Origin of the sequence: Adlercreutzia rubneri (genome assembly GCF_009755265.1) — a bacterium.
GTDB lineage: Bacteria > Actinomycetota > Coriobacteriia > Coriobacteriales > Eggerthellaceae > Adlercreutzia > Adlercreutzia rubneri.
This window is the reverse complement of the sequence record NZ_WPOO01000006.1, coordinates 62,467-78,967: the sequence shown is the minus strand read 5'-3', so window position 1 is coordinate 78,967 and position 16,501 is coordinate 62,467. Positions and strand designations below refer to the sequence as shown.

Below are 16,501 nucleotides of genomic sequence, written 5' to 3'. Positions count from 1 at the left end.
CCTAAGCCGCCATCCTGTCGTCGCGGCGCTTCGACACGAGCAATCTCGGGCGCGGCACGGCTCGACGGGAAACGACGACGGGAGCAGCCGGAGCTGCGGGAGCGCCCGTGCGTCCGTCGGCCCAGGTGGCGGCCACCACCGTGCCCACGATGACCGCGGCACCCAGAAGCCCCATCGCCGAAAGCGTCTCCCCCAGGAACAGGTAGGCGAACAGGGCCGTGAACACCGGCTCGCCCGTCAGCAGCAGCGACACCGTCGTGGAAGAGAGGCGGTCGAGCGCCAAGCTCTGCAGGAAGAACGCCAGGCAGGTGGAGAACAGCGCCAAGAACACGATGATGCCCCAGGCCACCGGCCGCACGGCGGCCACGTCCAGCATCGGCTCCCATGCCAGAGCGCACCCCAGGCACAGCGCGAAGGCCACGGCGATCTGCGTGCCGGCCACGGTCACAGCGTCAAGCTCGGCCAGCGCCTGCTTGCCGAACACGAGCGCGCCGGCCAGCGCCACCGACGACCCTAAAGCCAGAAGCTCGCCCGGCCCCACGGCGAGACTGCCGCCCTGGCTGCACAGAAGGTACAGGCCGCCGGCTACTCCCACCTGAAAGGGAATGATGGCGCGCGGGTAGCGGGAGCGCTCCACCACCGTCGAGAGCAGAGGCGCGAACACCACCGGCAGCGCCACGAGGAATCCCACGTTGGTGGCGGTGGTAAGGTCGAGCGCCACGTTGCAGCACAGATACGAAATGCCCATGCACAGCGCCTGGGGCAGCCACAACCGCACCTTCACGTTGCGAAGCCGCGCGACGATGCGGCGCCCGAAGAAGAGGGCGAACACCGCCGTGGCCAAGCCGAAGCGAGCGGCCAGGCACCACAGAGGCGTGATGGAGTCGTAGGCGAACTTCGTCACAGCGCTGCCCGATCCGAAAATGACCACTTCAATGAGCACGAAGACCACGAACGGCCAACGCGCCTGCTTCCAATGACTCATGGCTCCTCCTCTCAGCTTCGTCGCGGCCCGCATCCGGCACATGGCGGCGCGCAACCTCCTTCAAAGCGCAAAAATCCAAGCCCCACCTGGGGCGTTCTTTCTCTGAATTTGGAACGATGGCTATACTAAGCTCCGGGCAGAAAAAAGTAAAACGAGACTTCTTGTAAAACATTTTAAGAAAGTCTTATAATTGTGCAGACGCACAACACAGAGCAGGCTTATCCGCACCCCAGGAGGCGCCTTATGGCCAACCAGAAATACGACGCGTTCCTCACAGTGGCGCGCCTCGGCAGCTTCAAGGCCGCCGCCGAGGAACTGGGCTACACTCAGGCCGGCATCAGCTACCTGGTGAACGCCTTGGAAAAGGAGCTGGGACTGACGCTCTTTTTGCGCGAATACGGCGGCGTGCATCTTACTACCGAGGGCCGCGAAGTGCTCGGTCTTGTGCAGGCGATCAACGCCGACGAGCACGCCCTGGCCGCCCGCGTGCGCGAGCTCGCCGATCGGGAGGGCGGCCTTGTGCGCGTGGGAGCCTTCACGAGCGTCGCTATCGAGTGGTTTCCCTCCATAGCGCGGGCCTTCCTCGACCAGTATCCGAAAATCGACCTGAAGCTTCTGTGCATCGACGACGAGGAGGAGCTCGTGAACGCCGTGTGGGAGGGCCGCGCCGACTGCGCCTTCTCCATCGCGCCCGAGCGGCGCAACCTGGAGGCGGTGCCGCTGCATACCGACCCGCTCCTCGTGGTGCTGCCGCCGGACCATCCCCTCGCGGGCGCCCCCTTCTTCCCCACCGAAGCCTTAGCCCGCGAGCCCTACGTGCAGCTGCAGGGTAACGCGCGCCCCTCCGAGATGGAGGCGCTGTTCGAGGCCAACGGCGTCACCCCCAACGTGCGCTTCACGGTGGACTCCGACTACGCCGTCATGTCCATGGTCAGCGCCGGCCTGGGCTTCTCCGTGCTGCCGAGCCTCATTCTGTCGCGCCCTCTGTTCCCGCTCGCCGTCCTGCCTGCCGAGCGCGAGTGCTCCCGCAGCATCTCGCTCGCCGTGCGCTCGCGCGACACCGCCTCGGCCGCCACCCGCGCCTTCGCCGAAGTCACCCGAGAATGGGTCGCCGAGCGCTACGGGACGTAAACCGACAACACTTCAACTTATACATCAACAATCGAAGGGGGCCGCCGCAGCGACCCCCTTCGCAAGGGGAGGCAACAAATTGCAGATTTAGGCCCAGGCCTCTTCGCCCGCAACTTTCCTACCCGCTATACGCCCAAAGGTATAGCAACTGGCCACAGACGCACCACTGCCGCAATAGCCAGTTCCGAGAATATCGCTCGCGTTACGGCCCGCAGAATACAACCCAGAAATGGGGGAATCGTCCATCGCTGAAAGCACTTGCGCATCAGTGTTGATCTTGAGACCGCCATAAGTAAAGAGACCATTAAGCGTCGTGGCAGCTACCGCATAGAAAGGTGGCTGAGAAATTGGTCTCGTATACGCTGGCCTTTTCATCCACAGGGGGTCTTCTCCCTTTTGAGCATACTCATTATAATATGCAATGGTATTCTCGAGAGTTCCTGCCGGCATTTGGAGAGCCTCGGCCAAAGCACCGATGGTTTCGGCCTGAGCCACGATAACATCGGCGCCCACCTCGGAAATCTCTTCCATTTGATCATAAGTTTGCTGATCGAAAACCATGTAGCACGTCTCATAATCACGGAAATAGTAAGGATTACGAGCAACTTGCGCATAGTAAGAGCCCGCGTAATGGTCTTCGGCGATAAACCGTACGCCGCGCTTATTCACAAGCGCGCTAAAGAGGAGAGGACCGCCAACTACGCTATCGCGCGCTATCCAAGCACCGTGGGAAAGCTGGCCGTAAGCAAAGTTCATATGACGCGTGTCGGCGCCAGCCCCTTGACCCATGCGGATGCCATCACCGGTATCCCCCTCAGTGCCTATGATGAAGCTTCCGGCAGCATACGGGACATACTGATCAACCATGGCGTCATTGCAAGCGAATCCACCCGTACAAAGAACGACGCCCTTGTTGGCCTTAATGTTGTAGGGTTTTCCATCCTTCTTAGCCTGCACTCCGACCACACGACCTGTTTCAGGATGCACGATAAGACGTTCGGCAGGTGTCTTATAGAGAATCTCGGGCGACAAATCTTCCACAGCCTTCTGAAGGGGGGCAAAGAAGCCCGAGCCGTTTTTTGCCCCGGTGAGCGTACCTTCCAAATTATCGGTCAAGCCTTCGACCCAGTGACTGTGGGGCACCGCCTCGCAGTACCCGACGTAATCCAGATTGAACTCATCGCCCGTGCATGATAATCCAGCGTCGTAATTCTCCTCCTCGGGCCAGGGAGGGTTGTATCCCGGCTTAAATACGACGCCAAGCGTGTCCACAAGCCAATGGTACAAATCCAAAGACTCGTCAGCCATAACACGACAATGGTCTTCGCTCACGCCAGGTCCCGTTGCCGCAACAAGATATTGATAGTAGTTATCCGTTGTCTCGTTGAACCCAGCCGCTACTTGAGTGGGAGTTCCCCCGCCCATGTAAATTAGACCTCCGCAGATGTTGGTAGATCCACCAGCTTTACCTTGCTTCTCCAAGATAGTTACCGTAGCGCCTGCATTTAGCGCCTCCCAAGCCGCCGCTGCGCCCGCGCCGCCAAAACCAGCAATTACCACATCCGACTCCGCGTCCCACGTCTCCGGAAGCCCAACAGGACTCAAAGGCGCGGCATCGCTTCCAGACTGCTGGGGACTGCAGCCACCGAGCACCCCTCCAACGAGCGCTGCTCCGCCGACCGCGACGCCTCCTTTCAGGAAAGAGCGGCGACTAACGAGTCCGCCCTCCTTGCCATTGTGACAAATCGCCATAGCATCTCCCTTCCTTAGCTGTACCTTAGCTGTATCGCGCCGGCGTCATGCCGACGCTGGCAAAATAATATGAAGAGAGCCATGCGCCGTGATCATATCGAACTCTCTGTTTATCCCAAAACGCCCCCGAGAAAAACGTATGGGTGTAGGGAGAAAGCAAGAAAGATATAATGGCAGAATGAGCATGACAGCAGACAATACTACCCGTCCTCGGAAAAAGGGGCCCATCGCTATAGAGGGCGCTCGGATCGTGGGATTTGCGCTCCTCTTGGCATGGTTCAGCGCAAGCGGTTTTTTGGTCTCCTCCGCCACTGCAAACAGTGCGGACTTTCTTACCTTGGTAGCTTTCACCGCGCTGCTATTCATCGCAGCTTTCGTCGGTCGATCTCGCGACATCAGGCGACAGGCGACAATACTCTGTCCAGTTTTCAGCGCAGTAGCTGCAGTTGGAACTATTGTTCCTTCCTTCACTGCCGACAGCCCCATCATTAGTATAATCTGCTCCTTGCTCACCGCGCCCGGTCTTGCTTTTCTTGTTCTCGGTTGGGGTTCTCTCTTTAGCAAGCGAAGTATGCCTACGGTCATTCTGGAAACCATTGCAGCACAACTCCTCATGTCAGCCATTCATCTGACAGGATGCCTTCAGCCGCCGCATCTCGAAGCCGTTCTGCGCGGGATCTACCTTATCGGATCGGCTTTCATGTTCGCGATCGCAGCGAAAGCCACTCAACCAACCAAACTCTCCCATCTCCTGAGCGGACAGCACGACCACAGTCAATCGGCAACAAAATGGCAGCCGTTTGTTCGGTTCATTATCGCCATCAACCTTTGGGGCGCCGCAATCAATCTGCTCTACAACATTTATCGCTATTGCGCACCTCTCGACTTTGAAGATCTATCGGCCCCAGCCGCCTTAATCGAGATAGCATTGTTAGGACTTCTTCTCGTTGTAGCTAGTAGGCAAAGGGTGAAGGACACCCAGCTCTACACAATCATATTCGCCACCGTACTGCTCGCCTTTCTTTTGGTTCCAATTCTTGGCATACAAAATACGGCACCGTTCTATGCCCTGTTTCTTGGCTTCGCGGCATTGTCGGTACTCACCTGGACTCTTTCTGCTCAGATCTGCCAGGCCTATCAGCTCAGCTCAAATATGGTGTATGGTTGCGCAATAGGCTCGTTCCTCGGATTGCAAATTGTTATAGCCCGCGCCATTGCTCGAGATGCGTTCAGCGGAATCACCTCGTCCCCCATAGAGCTCAACACCCTCTGCCTGATCGGGGCATTCGCCTCCTTCGCTGCCTACCAACTCGTATTCAACCACCGCTCGGCCATATGGTCAGAGCCAAGTGAGACCATGCAGGAAGCCGCAACAGATCATTCAGCTGAAGGGGATGCTTGCGCAAACGCCGAAGCCGTAGCGGACCCGTTCGAACGGTGGGATGACTTTGCGGCCCTCTATCACCTTACGCCTCGCGAAAGCGAGGTGCTTCTCCTCTTCGCGCGAGGTAGGAGCTATGAGCGCATCCAAGAGACGCTTGTCATTGCACGAGGAACGGTCAACTACCATATGTCCAATGCTTATAGAAAAATCGGTATCTCGAGCCGGCAAGATCTGCTCGACCGCCTCGACGAAGCCGCCTGCTCGAACGAGAGAAAATGAAGCCATTACTTCACCGGTCTCTATGCAATATTGACCCTCAAGAGATCGCGCCCCCGACACCCAGCTTCGCCCATCTCCACCAACAACGTCCGGAGCATGCGGATCGGTGGCGTCTTTTGCTCGCGCCGCGGGCAATCAGCTCGTGAAACAGCCGCTACAGGATCGCCGTTAAGAGAGGGACCCGGCTCTAGGCCCTCGTCAGTTATAACTCCCTGCTCTCATGCGATAGCAAGGAGTTCCGCAAAACAGGAAAACGCAGAAAGCCCCCGGTGGGGGCGATTCGCGTTTGCAAGGGGTTTGGGGATGCGAACCGCGCCCATCGGGGGCTTTCGATATCGGGGCGAAGTAGGAGACCTGCGACCGCTCTTCCGTAGGGGCCGACCTTGGTCGGCCCTCCTCGACAAAGACAATCTTTCTCAGTCGGGAGGGGCGACCGAGGTCGCCCCCTACGGGGGAGGACCAGCATAAGTTTCCCAGTCGGGAGGGGCGACCGAGGTCGCCCCCTACGGGTGCCGACCGGGAGACCGGCCTCCCCCGTGCTCTAGAAGAACGGGTAGATGGACACGCCGGTCATGTAGAACACCGCGCGCAGGGCAAGCGCGCTCACGAGCACGCAGGCCGCGCCCACGGCGCCCCACACCTTCCAGTCGCCCTTGGCGCGCCCGGCCAGCGCGGAGCCCAAGCCGGCAACAGCGGCCACGATGGCCACGACCGCCCAGGCCAGCGATGCGCCGGAGAAGGGCGCCGTCGAGCCGTCGGGGGTGATGTCCATGGTCGGGCTCGTCGGGTCGAACCAGAACTCCACCGCCGTGTAGGAGCCGGCCGTGGCCTGCATGGCGATGAGGTAGGCCACCACGAGCACCACGTTCACGGCCTGACCGATGAGGTTCGCCTTCGCGTCGAGGTCGGACGACTCGTCGCGCACGGCGCAGATGAGCGCCATGGTGGCCGGGCCGAAGCCGCAGGCCGCACCGAGCAGTGAGGCGATCTGCAGAAGCGAGTTCCAGGCGGGCAGCGAGGCCATCATGTAGGAGTGGCCCATGACGATGACGAGAATCGCCGCCACGACGATGCCCACGATGGACAGCCACGTCGGCACCTTGGCCTCATCGCCGCCCCGGCGCAGGTACACGAAGTACACCACCATCACCACGGCGAGCACCACGATGGCGATGAGCTCCTGGGTGATGCCGCTGGTCATGTGGCCGAAGCCGTTGAAGATGCGCTCCCAGTGCTCCAGGTGGAAGAACACGGCGATACCGCCGACGACCAGAAGCACGGCCGAGGTGATGAGCGCCGGCATCTGGGCGCGGGCGCCCTTCCCGCGAAGCGCCCAGACGCACTGAGCCGCAAACAGGCCGGCTGCCCAGGCCAGAAGCGTGGTAAATAAGATAAGGGGCCATTGCAGTTCCATTATTCGCCGCCTTTCCATTCGCGGTCGCGCAGGATGTAGGCGAAGTGCGGGCCATTGCCCACGTCAGGCAGATGGTGCACGTCGGCATCGCCGTACTCCACAGCCAGCTCGCCCAGCGTCACGCGGTTGCCGGTATACAGGTTGTCGTAGGAGCGGTCGACGTCGTAGCCCACCGCCGGCGCCTCGAAGGTGTCGATGCCCTGCTCAAGATCGCCGAAGAAGCGGGCGCGGCCGCCGCACTGGATGACGCACTGAGGCAGGCCGCCCTGGGCGGTGATCTGCTCGCAGAGCGTGCACTTCTCGACGACGCGCTCCTCTTCGTTGAGATAGCGCACGCCGTAGGGGCAGGCCATGGCGCAGAACTGGCAGCCGATGCACTTCGATTTGTCAATCTGCACGGTGCCATCCTCGGTCACGTGCGATGCCTGAGTCGGGCATACCTTCACGCACTCCGGATTCTCGCAGTGCTGGCACTGCACGGGCAGGTAGTACATCTCCACGTCGTGGGCGCTCGTGGCGCCAGGTTTCAGGCTCGGGCCGATGCGGAGCACCTTGTTCCAGTAGCTGCCGATAGGCACGTTGTTCACGGCCTTGCACGCGACCATGCATGCGAGGCAGCCCACGCAACGGTTCAGGTCGGTGACGATAGCGTTCGTTGCCATAATGCCCTACGCCTCCTCTCGAATGTCGTAGTTGGGCAGCCATTCCTTCAGGCGCGGGTCGGAGGCATCGCAGATGATCTGGGTGCCGTCCTCCGGCGCGCAGGGGATGACCTTGCCGTCGGGGCAGTTCTCGGGCGTGGCCTTGTAGATCTTCACCGGCACGCCGCGCATGTGGTGCGAGCTGATATGGGTATCTTGCCCATAGGGATCCCAAATGCACTCGATGTTCGAGAGTGTGAATCCATGGGTCGGTGCCGGCAGCTCCGGGAACCACCAGGCGTGTTCGGCGTTGGCCCAGCCGGGCGCGATGCCGTGGTACAGATCGACGCACTGGCGTACCTTGCCCCACTCGGTCTCGATCCAGGCCCAGTCGCCCTGCTTGAGCCCCAGCTTCTCGGCGTCGGCGGGGTTCATCTCCAGGCGCGGCGCCGGCCACAGCTCGCGGCACCAGGGCAGCTGGCGATGCTCGGAATGGAAGTACACGGGAATGCGACGCCCGGTAGTGAGAATGATCGGGTACTCCTCCAGGTCAACCTGACCGCCGCCCGGACCGCTTGCCGGCTCGTCGAAGTGCGGCATCATCTCATGGAGCAGGTCGTAGCGACCCGGCTCGATCTCGTTAGCGCGGTCAACGCAGTAGTTCTCGAAGAGCAGCGGCCAAAACTCGACGAGGGCCGTCGGCGTGGGACAACCGAAGTTGTTGACCGGCTCGCCCTTCTCATCGCAGGTGAAAAGCTTGCCGGTACAAGCGTCCTTGCCCATGCGCATCCAACCGGTTTCAAAGCGACGGTAGGTGCCCCAGCGGTCGGGCTCGATCTCCTTGGCGTTGATCCAGCCGTTCTCCTGGAAATCCTGACGGAAGTCCTCCCAGTGCTCCCACTTCACCTTGGGGTTGGTCTTCGAATTGTTCTGGAACCAGTCTTCCAGGCGATCATCATGATGATAGGCGCCCGGCCCGTCGCCGGCGATGTTGGTCCAGGTACCGTTCGGGCTGCCGTGGCGTTCCATGGTTTCGAAAAGGAGACGGTTGATGTCGTAGTCGAACTTGGTGTCCGCCGGCGGCTCGATAGCGCGCTGGGTGAGTCCGATGCCGCCCGAGGCGCCCTGGGACACGCGGATGTTGTTCAGCTCGAGCCAATGCTGGCAGGGCAGGATGATGTCGGCCATCTCGGTGCCGGGGTGATGGAACATGTTGATGTCCACCCAGAAATCCAGCTTAGAGAGAGCCTCCCAAGCCAGGTTCGCGTTGGACATGTTCATGAACGAGCCGGACTCGTTGATGCCGCCCTTCAGCGGGTAGGGGTCTCCCTCGATGCAGGCGTTCCAGATGCGGGTGGCATCGGACCACTCGTTGTAGTAGGCCAGAAGCGGGAAGCGGTCGGCGCTGACCATGTTGCTCAAGGTCTCGATGCGGTCGGGCACGTTCATGGGATCCGGCTCGACACCCTCCACGGGGATGACGCCCAGCGAGATGAGCTGCGCCTTCACCTCTTGGGGCATGTTGGAGCCGGGAACGCCCGTGGCTTGCTCGTCGAGGGGCGAGCGTGTAAGACCGCGGTTGCCGGCAGGCCCGTCGAAGTTCCCGGTCATGTACATGAGGTGCAGGATGGCGCGCACCGACTGCGTGCAGTTGCCGATCTGGTCGGGGGCGAGCTGCAGGTGGATGCCACCGTTGCCGTAGGTCTGTCCCTCGGGACGGGTGGCCCACACCACGCAAGCCTCCTCTACGAGCGCCGGATCGAGGCCAGTGATCTCCGCGCACCACTCGGGGGTGCAGTCGGCCACGGATTCCTCGAGATAGGACCACACGGGACGAGCCGTGTGCTTGCTGCCGTCGGCCAGGGTCACCTCATGGGAGTCGTGCATGTCCAGATCGATACCGGCTTCCACCAGCTCGTTATAGGAGATGGGAGGCAGGTATCCCTCCTGGGAAGTGCCGGCGTACATGACCTCCATCTGATCGCGGGTGGGAGCCACGTGGTTGCAGCCCTCCCATTGGGTCGTGTCCACGTCCCACAGCACCAGGCCGCCCTGACCGCCATTGGCGTTCTTGTTCCAGGCATAGAACTTGCGGGGGCTGCCTCCCTCGACGACATCGCTCTCCTTCAGAAGGCGCGTCTTCAGCTTGGTACCCACCACATCGGCCGGGGGTGCTGGCGAATCGGCCGTCGAACCCGCCATGGGGGTGAACAGCTCATAGTAGCGGCCGCCCGTGGGTTCCATGTCTTCCACCACGAGGAAGGACGCATTCGACCAGCGCTTGACGAATTCCCAGTCCACAAGATCGTGCTTCAGGATAATGTGCTGCCAGCACAGGGCCAGCGCACCGTCGGTGCCGGGGCGCAGGTTCAGCCAGTAATCGGCCTCTTTGCCAGAGCCGGACAGACGCGGGTCGATGCAGATGTGCACATCGGCATTGTTCATCTGGTCGACCAAGTTACGGCAGCTGTCGTCGTAGTTCGAGTTCTCCGGCGCGGTACCCCACTGAACATAGACCCGCGGGCCGTCACGCAACGCCATCCACGGAGCGCCGTCCACCGAGGTGATGGAGCCCATGAGGCGGCGCGGCCCCTTGCAGATTTCCGAAGCCACATGGGCGTTGGGAGTATCGAACAGCCACTTGTAGAAACAGTAGGGGCCGTAAACCCACTGGCGAGACGTACCGCACATGTTGAATATGGACTGGCCGCCGTACTGATCGATGATCTCCGTGAACTTCTCACCGATGGTGTCCATGGCCTCGTCCCACGTGATGCGCACCCAGCCGGGGTCTTCGCCCTTGGGGTTCGTTCGCTTCAGCGGATGATAGATACGATCGGGATGGTAGGCCGCCTGAATGGACGCCTGGCCCTTGCCGCAGTGATTGCCCGACGATTGGAACGACGACTGGTCGCCCTCGCTTTTGATCGCACGACCGTTCTCCACGGTGACCCACACGCCGCACTCCATCTTGCCGCAACCGCGACAGCAGGTGCGGACGCGCTTGATCTCGCTTCCGCGGCTGGGCGCCTCGGCGTCCTCGGCCAGGGCGGCACCGGGCACCGCGCAGCCGACAACGGCCGTAGCAGCCGTGGCTGCGGTGAGCTTGGCGAAGGTGCGCCGGCTCAGATTGAGCTTGCCCATCTCTCCTCCTTTTCCTATTCTCCTCGGAGCCCCGCATCGAGGCTCTCAGCGCCCACATCTTGTCAAAAGAAGGCTAGTACCACATCATATATTTGCCATTATTTTTAAGTTTTCCCAGTTCATCGCCTTGCATATCATTTAAAAAGTGAGATGGGGCAATCTTGTTTCGCCGTATAATTTCTTTCGTCAACAGGGGTTCTCCTCATCGACCGACGAGGAGACCAGGGCGCGATCCGCTGTCTCGTCAGGGCCGCGTCACCCGCCGCGCCGAGGGGGGTCGCATGAATTTCTGCAATATCAAAGAGAACCTGCTCGCCTATCGTGCTGAAACAGGAGGGCACCCGCTAGGCCTCGATAGAGTATTCGGCTTCGCGCTCATTCGGGCCTGGGTGTACCTCATGTTCGTCGGCGCTGCCGCCAGCTTCATGACTTGGAGCGGCGAGGCGATCCGACCAGCGTTCTTTCTCGTTTCCGCGGGCGCTCTATGCATTGCGCTGTTCGGAAGCGCTCTCACCGGCGATCGTTTCGCGAAACTCATGCTGCATCCGACAGCCCGCGCCGCCGGACCAACGCTCACCGGCGTGGGCACTGTCCTTTTGGCCTCCTCGGGTGCCGAGGGCATGATAGGCGACGTCTGCGGAATCATAGGGGCGATAACCACGGGCCTCGGCTCCGGGATCATCGATTTGGGCTATGGCGAGCTGTACCGCAACGAACCACCAGGCCGTACCACCTTCGAAGTGCCCTTGGCCTTCTTTCTCGCCGCTGTTGCCTATTCCCTCACCGCTATGCTCCCGCCCGTCACCAGCTGCGTGCTCTGCGCTCTTTTGCCCGTGGTCTCTGGATGGATTCTCTTCGTGCAGCAGCACGCCTGGTCACGCAAGCGCCAACCAACCGTGCGCCCCATCGAGTTCGATCTGAAGTCCTTCGCCTGGCGCATCGGCTTGTGCGCCTGCCTGGTGGGCATTGCCGACGGCATGGTGCGCGCAGCGTTCCTTTCCTCGAACAATCTGAGCATCCATTTACTCTTGCAATGGCCGCTAGCCGGTGCTGGTCTCATCACCATGCTCATTGTCTACGGCGCCGCCCTTTTGGGCTCTGAGCAGAGCACCCGTACTATCTACAAGGCAGCCATCGTCGTCATGGCCTTCTTCTTCATGCTGTTGCCCATCTTCACCGGCGCCCAGGACATCGAGAGCGTGCTGGCTCTGACGGGTTACGGCACCTTTAATGTGCTCATATGGATGTTGCTAGCAGAAATATCTGCTAACTACCGATTGTCCTCCACCCGCGTATTCGGCATCGGTTGGGGCATGGTCACGCTCGGCGTGCTGCTCGGTGCCGTCGCGGGGGACGCTGTGGATCGGTTCGCCCCCTTCTCACCGCAGTTCCTGAGCTTCATCGCCCTTGTCGCCACCATGGCGGTGCTGCTGTCGTTTTTGTTCGTGTTCCGCGAGAGCGACCTCATCGCACTGACCGAAGAGCCGGAGGATCCGTCGAGCGAGAATTTTTCGGGAACCGTGACGCAAGTCGACAGGGCTTCTTCAAAGAATGCTGCCGCCGAGCTACAAGCACCAAAATCGTCAACGCCGCTAGCAACGCCGCGCCCGCGCTTCCAGGACCGCTGCCTGGAAGTGGCCGCCGCCTTCGAGCTGTCGCCCAAGGAGACCGAGGTGATGATCCTCTTCGCCAAGGGCCGCTCGGCCGCCCGCATTCAAGAGGAGCTGTTTATCTCGAAGGGGACCGTGAGCACCCATTTGCGCCACATCTACCAGAAGATGGACGTCCGTTCCAAACAGGAAATGCTCGACGTCATCGAAGGCGTCACGAGGGAGTAGGGCCGCATCCGGTCGGGGTTCTCCCGGCATCCATGGACTTCCCGACATTTTCCCTGGTCGGGCTGCGGATACTCTGGCAAAAAGCCGTGTCGGGCTGCGGACTCGAAGCAAAAACCCGCAGCCCAGTACGGCTTTTTGCCAGGCAGACTGATGACGCAGGGGAATTTCCCCCTTGACGGATTCGATGGGCCTCGGCTACTATGCGCTGTGGGGATACCGCCCGAATTCTCGGACGGACAATGTTTGCAAAAGTCGAACCTCGGGGGCGAGGTTCATCTCTCGCTGCGTGCGAGAGGGAAGACTGCAAGCATTTGTTCAAAGGGCGGATGACATGAAAGACACTTCCTCGTTCCTCGATCTCGCATTAGACGATTCCATGGGTTTCGACCCCCTCGGCGCCTTCGACGACGATGTCGAAGAAGATGCTGAGGAGGTAACCGGGGGCTATCTGGGCACCCCCCACACCGACGTCCCGGCGCCCGTCGTGGATACGCGCCCGGCCCCCGAGCGCATCGCCGACCTGTTCAGCGCTATGGCGCCGCGCCGTCGCACGCTGCTCGGCATGATCACGTTCTGCGCCGCGCCGCAGACCACCGACGCCCTGGATGCCGAGGTGGATCGCCTGCAGACAGACAACTTCTCCGTGTACTCCCCCGCTTCGCTCGCGAACTTGCTCGAGCGCGCCGGGGCCCTCGCCCGCGTGACCGCCGACGGCGAGCCATACCCCGAGGGCGACCCGGAGCCGGTGCTCGTGGAAGTCGACGGCGTGTCCTACTACGAGGCCGGCGAGGCGCCGGAGGTCTGCTGGCTTGCCACTGAGGACGGCGCGGCGTACGCCGAGGCCGACAAGCCCCTCGACCGCCTGACCAACCTGCTTGCCGAGGACGCGAAGTACGCCACGATCTACGAGCGCATTCTCGGCCTTACCGCCCAGGATGCCGGCGCTTCGATGCCGACCATCAACGAGGCCGTGGACAACGACGAGCTGCTGAAGAGCCCCCGTCTGTACGCGCCCCACTTCATCGACAAGCTGGAGAAATGCGATGCCGTGGAATGGCGCGACAAGAGCTGGCGCATTACCGAAGTCGGCCGCGCGGGACAGCGCATCGTGGCCGACCTCGTAGCGGCCCAGGCCGCGCCCGAGCCCGAGGCGCAGGCCGATAAGGGTGCCGAGACCGGCGAGACCACCGCGGACGCCCAGTAGCGCGGCGCCTTCCACCGCTTCCCTTCCGGTAACCAGAGGGCGGTCGAGTACGCCCCTTCGAGAACAGAGGAGATTCCCATGACCGAAACCGACACCATAGCCACTGCCGCCGCAGCAACCCCCGCGACCGAGGAGGCCACCGACCTGGCCGCCCTGGCCGAGCTCACCGCCCAGCGCTCCGCGGTGTACCGCCTGCTCGCCCGCCTCTACCGCGTGGAAGTGGACGAGGAGTTCCTGGCCGAGTTGAAGACCATGCGCTTCCCGGCCGCCACGGGCAACACCGCCGTGGACACCGGCTACCGCACCATCGCCACCTACCTGTCCGGGGCCGACGCCCACGCCATTACCGACCTGGCCGTCGATTACGTGCGGGCCTTCATCGGCCACGGCATCGACGCCTATTCCGCCGCCTACCCCTTCGAGTCGGTGTACACCAGCCCCAAGCGCCTCATGATGCAGGAGGCCCGCGATGAGGTGCTGGCCGTGTACCGCAGCGAGGGCCTCGACAAGCTGCCCACCTGGAAGGAGGCCGAGGACCACATCGCCTTGGAGCTGGAGTTCATGGCGGCCCTCGGCGACCGCATCGTGGCGGCGGCCGAGGCCGACGACGAGGCCGAGGTGGAGCGCCTGCTGGCCACCCAGCGCAACTTCCTGGCCGATCACCTGTCCAGCTGGGTGCCGCTCATGACCGCCGATCTGCGACGCTTCGCGCAGTGCGGCCTCTACCAGGGCCTCGCGAGTCTCACCGACGGCTTTCTGCAGGTGGAAGAGGAGTTCTTCGACGAGATTTTCGAGGATGGGGACGAGGACGGCGAATAAGCCCCATCACGGGGAAGGGCCCTGGGTCCTTCCCGCCAACTGCGTACTGCAACCCAAGGGCGAATGAGAGAGGAAGAGAAGACCATGGCTGAGAACGACGAGAAGGCCGCCGAGGCCGCCCCGAAGAAGGACGGGCGGCCGGTCATCACGCGCCGGGCGCTCTGCGTGGGGCTCGGCGGCACGGCGGCGCTGGTAGGGCTGGGGGCTGTGCGCTACGCCGGCAGCGCTCCGCTGGTGCGCCCGCCCGGAGGCCAGGACGAGGACGCCCTCGTGTCGGCGTGCATCCGCTGCGAGAAGTGCTACGAGGTGTGCCCCCGCGGCGTCATCGCCCCGGCGCACTTGGAGGACGGTCTGCTGAACATGCGCACCCCCGTCATGGATTTCAGCGCGAACTGGTGCGACTGGTGCACTGAGGAGAACGGCGGCGAGCCCTTGTGCGTGGCGTCGTGCCCCACCGAGGCGCTGAAACCGGGAAGCACCCCCGAGACCGGCGTGCTGGGCCTGGCCGAGCTGAACCAGGACCTGTGTCTGGCCTACCGCCTCATCGGCTGCCGCTTCTGCTACGACGCCTGCGAGTACGAGGCCATGGCGCTGGACGAGAACAACCGCCCCTACGTGCTGAACGACGCGTGCAACGGCTGCGGCGCCTGCGAGAGCGTGTGCGTCTCGTTGCAGAACGGCTCCATTTCCGCCGGGGCCACCGAGCGCGCCATCGTCGTCCGTCCCCTCGAAGCCTAAAGGAGGCCAGCGCTGTGAATACCAAGCGACTCCGCACTATCATTCCCCTCGCGGTCATCGCCGTGGTGGCCGTGGGATTCGCCACCCACGTGGGCGTGGGCACCCTGTCGGCCATCGGCTGGCAGGACATCTCGCTGCTCTGCCCCCTGGGGGCGCTTATGACCATGATCGCCACCAAGACCATGATTCCCCGGGCGGTCATTTCGGTGGTCATCGCCATCGCCCTCATCCTGCTGTTCGCCCGGGCCTTCTGCGGTTGGGTGTGCCCCGTGCCCGTGGTGTCGAAGATCCGCGGCATCTTCTCGAAGAAGACCTCAAACACCGACATGACCGGCACCGGCGTGCTGCCCGCCAGCGAGAACCCGCTGGTGAAGGCCGCCGTGGCCGACGGCGCCGGGGCGGGGACCGAAGCCGCGGCCGAGCCCGCGCCGCTTTCCGCCGACGAGCAGGCGGCCTTGAAGGGTTGCGGCTCGAAGGCCGGTTGCTCCTCCTGCGCCGAGAAGCGGGCCGCGCTGGACTCGCGCCACGTCATCCTCGGCGGCTCGCTGCTGTCGGCGGCCGTGTTCGGGTTCCCCGTGTTCTGCCTCATCTGCCCCATCGGCCTCACCTTCGCCACCATCGTGCTGGTCATGCGCCTGTTCGCCTTCGGCGACGTGGCCTGGGGCGTTATCCTCGTGCCGGCGCTGCTTTTGGCCGAGGTGGTGTTCTTCCGCAAGTGGTGCAGCACCTTCTGCCCCATCAGCGCCCTCATGAGCCTCATCGGCAAGGCGAACCGTACTTTCGTGCCACAGGTGAACGACGCGAAGTGCCGCGAGACCGTGGAGGGCGCCTCCTGCGAGGTGTGCGCCGCCGTGTGCCCCCAGGGCATCAACGTGCGCCATCCCGAGGCCGGTATGAGCTTCAGCGAGTGCACCAAGTGCCGCGCCTGCGTGGAGGCCTGCCCCACCCAGGCCATCAAGATGCCCTTCCTGCCCCAGAAGGTGCAGGGCGCATCCACCGTGGTCGTGGAGGACGAGGACGCGGTGACGGCTTCGTAGAACCCGCGCGGATCGGGCGTTGCGACCGGGAACGCGCCCGGGCCGCAGGGCCCAGGGCCGCCCGGGCAAGGGAGGCGGAAGGCGCCGCCCCCCTTGCCCCGAGCCGTAGGGAAAGGGCTCTGCCCTTGCCGCCGA

Annotated in this window: 12 protein-coding genes; 7 read left to right on the top strand and 5 right to left on the bottom strand. The window is 62.6% G+C overall.

Annotation, left to right across the window (positions count from 1 at the left end; genetic code table 11):
• Nucleotide 1: 1 nt before the first annotated feature.
• On the bottom strand, nt 2-985 hold the full coding sequence (locus GO707_RS05190) for a DMT family transporter (RefSeq protein WP_114548851.1): 984 nt from the start codon (nt 983-985) through the stop codon (nt 2-4).
• A gap of 243 nt (nt 986-1,228) precedes the next feature.
• On the opposite strand from GO707_RS05190, the gene GO707_RS05185 reads away from it, so the two are divergent.
• Entirely contained in the window at nt 1,229-2,116 is an 888-nt protein-coding gene (locus tag GO707_RS05185; RefSeq protein ID WP_114548852.1) for a LysR family transcriptional regulator, read from the top strand.
• Nucleotides 2,117-2,203: 87 nt separating this feature from the next.
• On the opposite strand, the gene GO707_RS05180 is transcribed toward GO707_RS05185, so the two are convergent.
• On the bottom strand, nt 2,204-3,868 hold the full coding sequence (locus tag GO707_RS05180; protein WP_114539479.1) for an FAD-dependent oxidoreductase: 1,665 nt from the start codon (nt 3,866-3,868) through the stop codon (nt 2,204-2,206).
• Nucleotides 3,869-4,046: 178 nt separating this feature from the next.
• Here GO707_RS05180 and GO707_RS05175 point away from each other — a divergent pair, with 178 nt between their 5' ends.
• Nucleotides 4,047-5,531, top strand: coding sequence for a LuxR C-terminal-related transcriptional regulator (locus tag GO707_RS05175; RefSeq protein ID WP_181815538.1), 1,485 nt, complete (start codon nt 4,047-4,049; stop codon nt 5,529-5,531).
• 541 nt (nt 5,532-6,072) lie between these two features.
• Here GO707_RS05175 and GO707_RS05170 read toward each other — a convergent pair.
• Genes GO707_RS05170 through GO707_RS05160 form a run of 3 tightly spaced genes read right to left on the bottom strand, consistent with a single transcriptional unit; the run spans nt 6,073 to nt 10,730 of the window.
• Entirely contained in the window at nt 6,073-6,945 is an 873-nt protein-coding gene (locus GO707_RS05170; RefSeq protein WP_114539481.1) for a dimethyl sulfoxide reductase anchor subunit family protein, read from the bottom strand.
• A complete protein-coding gene (locus GO707_RS05165) occupies nt 6,945-7,607 on the bottom strand; it encodes a 4Fe-4S dicluster domain-containing protein (RefSeq protein ID WP_114539482.1) in 663 nt (220 codons plus the stop codon). The genes GO707_RS05170 and GO707_RS05165 overlap by 1 nt, the downstream gene beginning before the upstream one ends.
• 6 nt (nt 7,608-7,613) lie before the next feature.
• On the bottom strand, nt 7,614-10,730 hold the full coding sequence (locus tag GO707_RS05160; protein ID WP_114539483.1) for a molybdopterin-containing oxidoreductase family protein: 3,117 nt from the start codon (nt 10,728-10,730) through the stop codon (nt 7,614-7,616).
• 281 nt (nt 10,731-11,011) lie between these two features.
• On the opposite strand from GO707_RS05160, the gene GO707_RS05155 reads away from it, so the two are divergent.
• From GO707_RS05155 to GO707_RS05135, 5 genes are all read left to right on the top strand, one after another.
• A complete protein-coding gene (locus GO707_RS05155; protein ID WP_157012422.1) occupies nt 11,012-12,568 on the top strand; it encodes a helix-turn-helix transcriptional regulator in 1,557 nt (518 codons plus the stop codon).
• Nucleotides 12,569-12,899: 331 nt separating this feature from the next.
• Complete coding sequence (locus tag GO707_RS05150; RefSeq protein WP_114539485.1) at nt 12,900-13,772, top strand: hypothetical protein; 873 nt, start codon at nt 12,900-12,902, stop codon at nt 13,770-13,772.
• 78 nt (nt 13,773-13,850) lie between these two features.
• A complete protein-coding gene (locus tag GO707_RS05145; RefSeq protein WP_114539486.1) occupies nt 13,851-14,591 on the top strand; it encodes a TorD/DmsD family molecular chaperone in 741 nt (246 codons plus the stop codon).
• 84 nt (nt 14,592-14,675) lie between these two features.
• Complete coding sequence (locus tag GO707_RS05140) at nt 14,676-15,329, top strand: 4Fe-4S dicluster domain-containing protein (protein ID WP_114539487.1); 654 nt, start codon at nt 14,676-14,678, stop codon at nt 15,327-15,329.
• Nucleotides 15,330-15,343: 14 nt separating this feature from the next.
• The gene (locus GO707_RS05135; RefSeq protein WP_114539488.1) at nt 15,344-16,366 is read left to right on the top strand and encodes a 4Fe-4S binding protein; all 1,023 of its coding nucleotides are present in this window, start codon (nt 15,344-15,346) and stop codon (nt 16,364-16,366) included.
• Nucleotides 16,367-16,501: the final 135 nt, after the last annotated feature.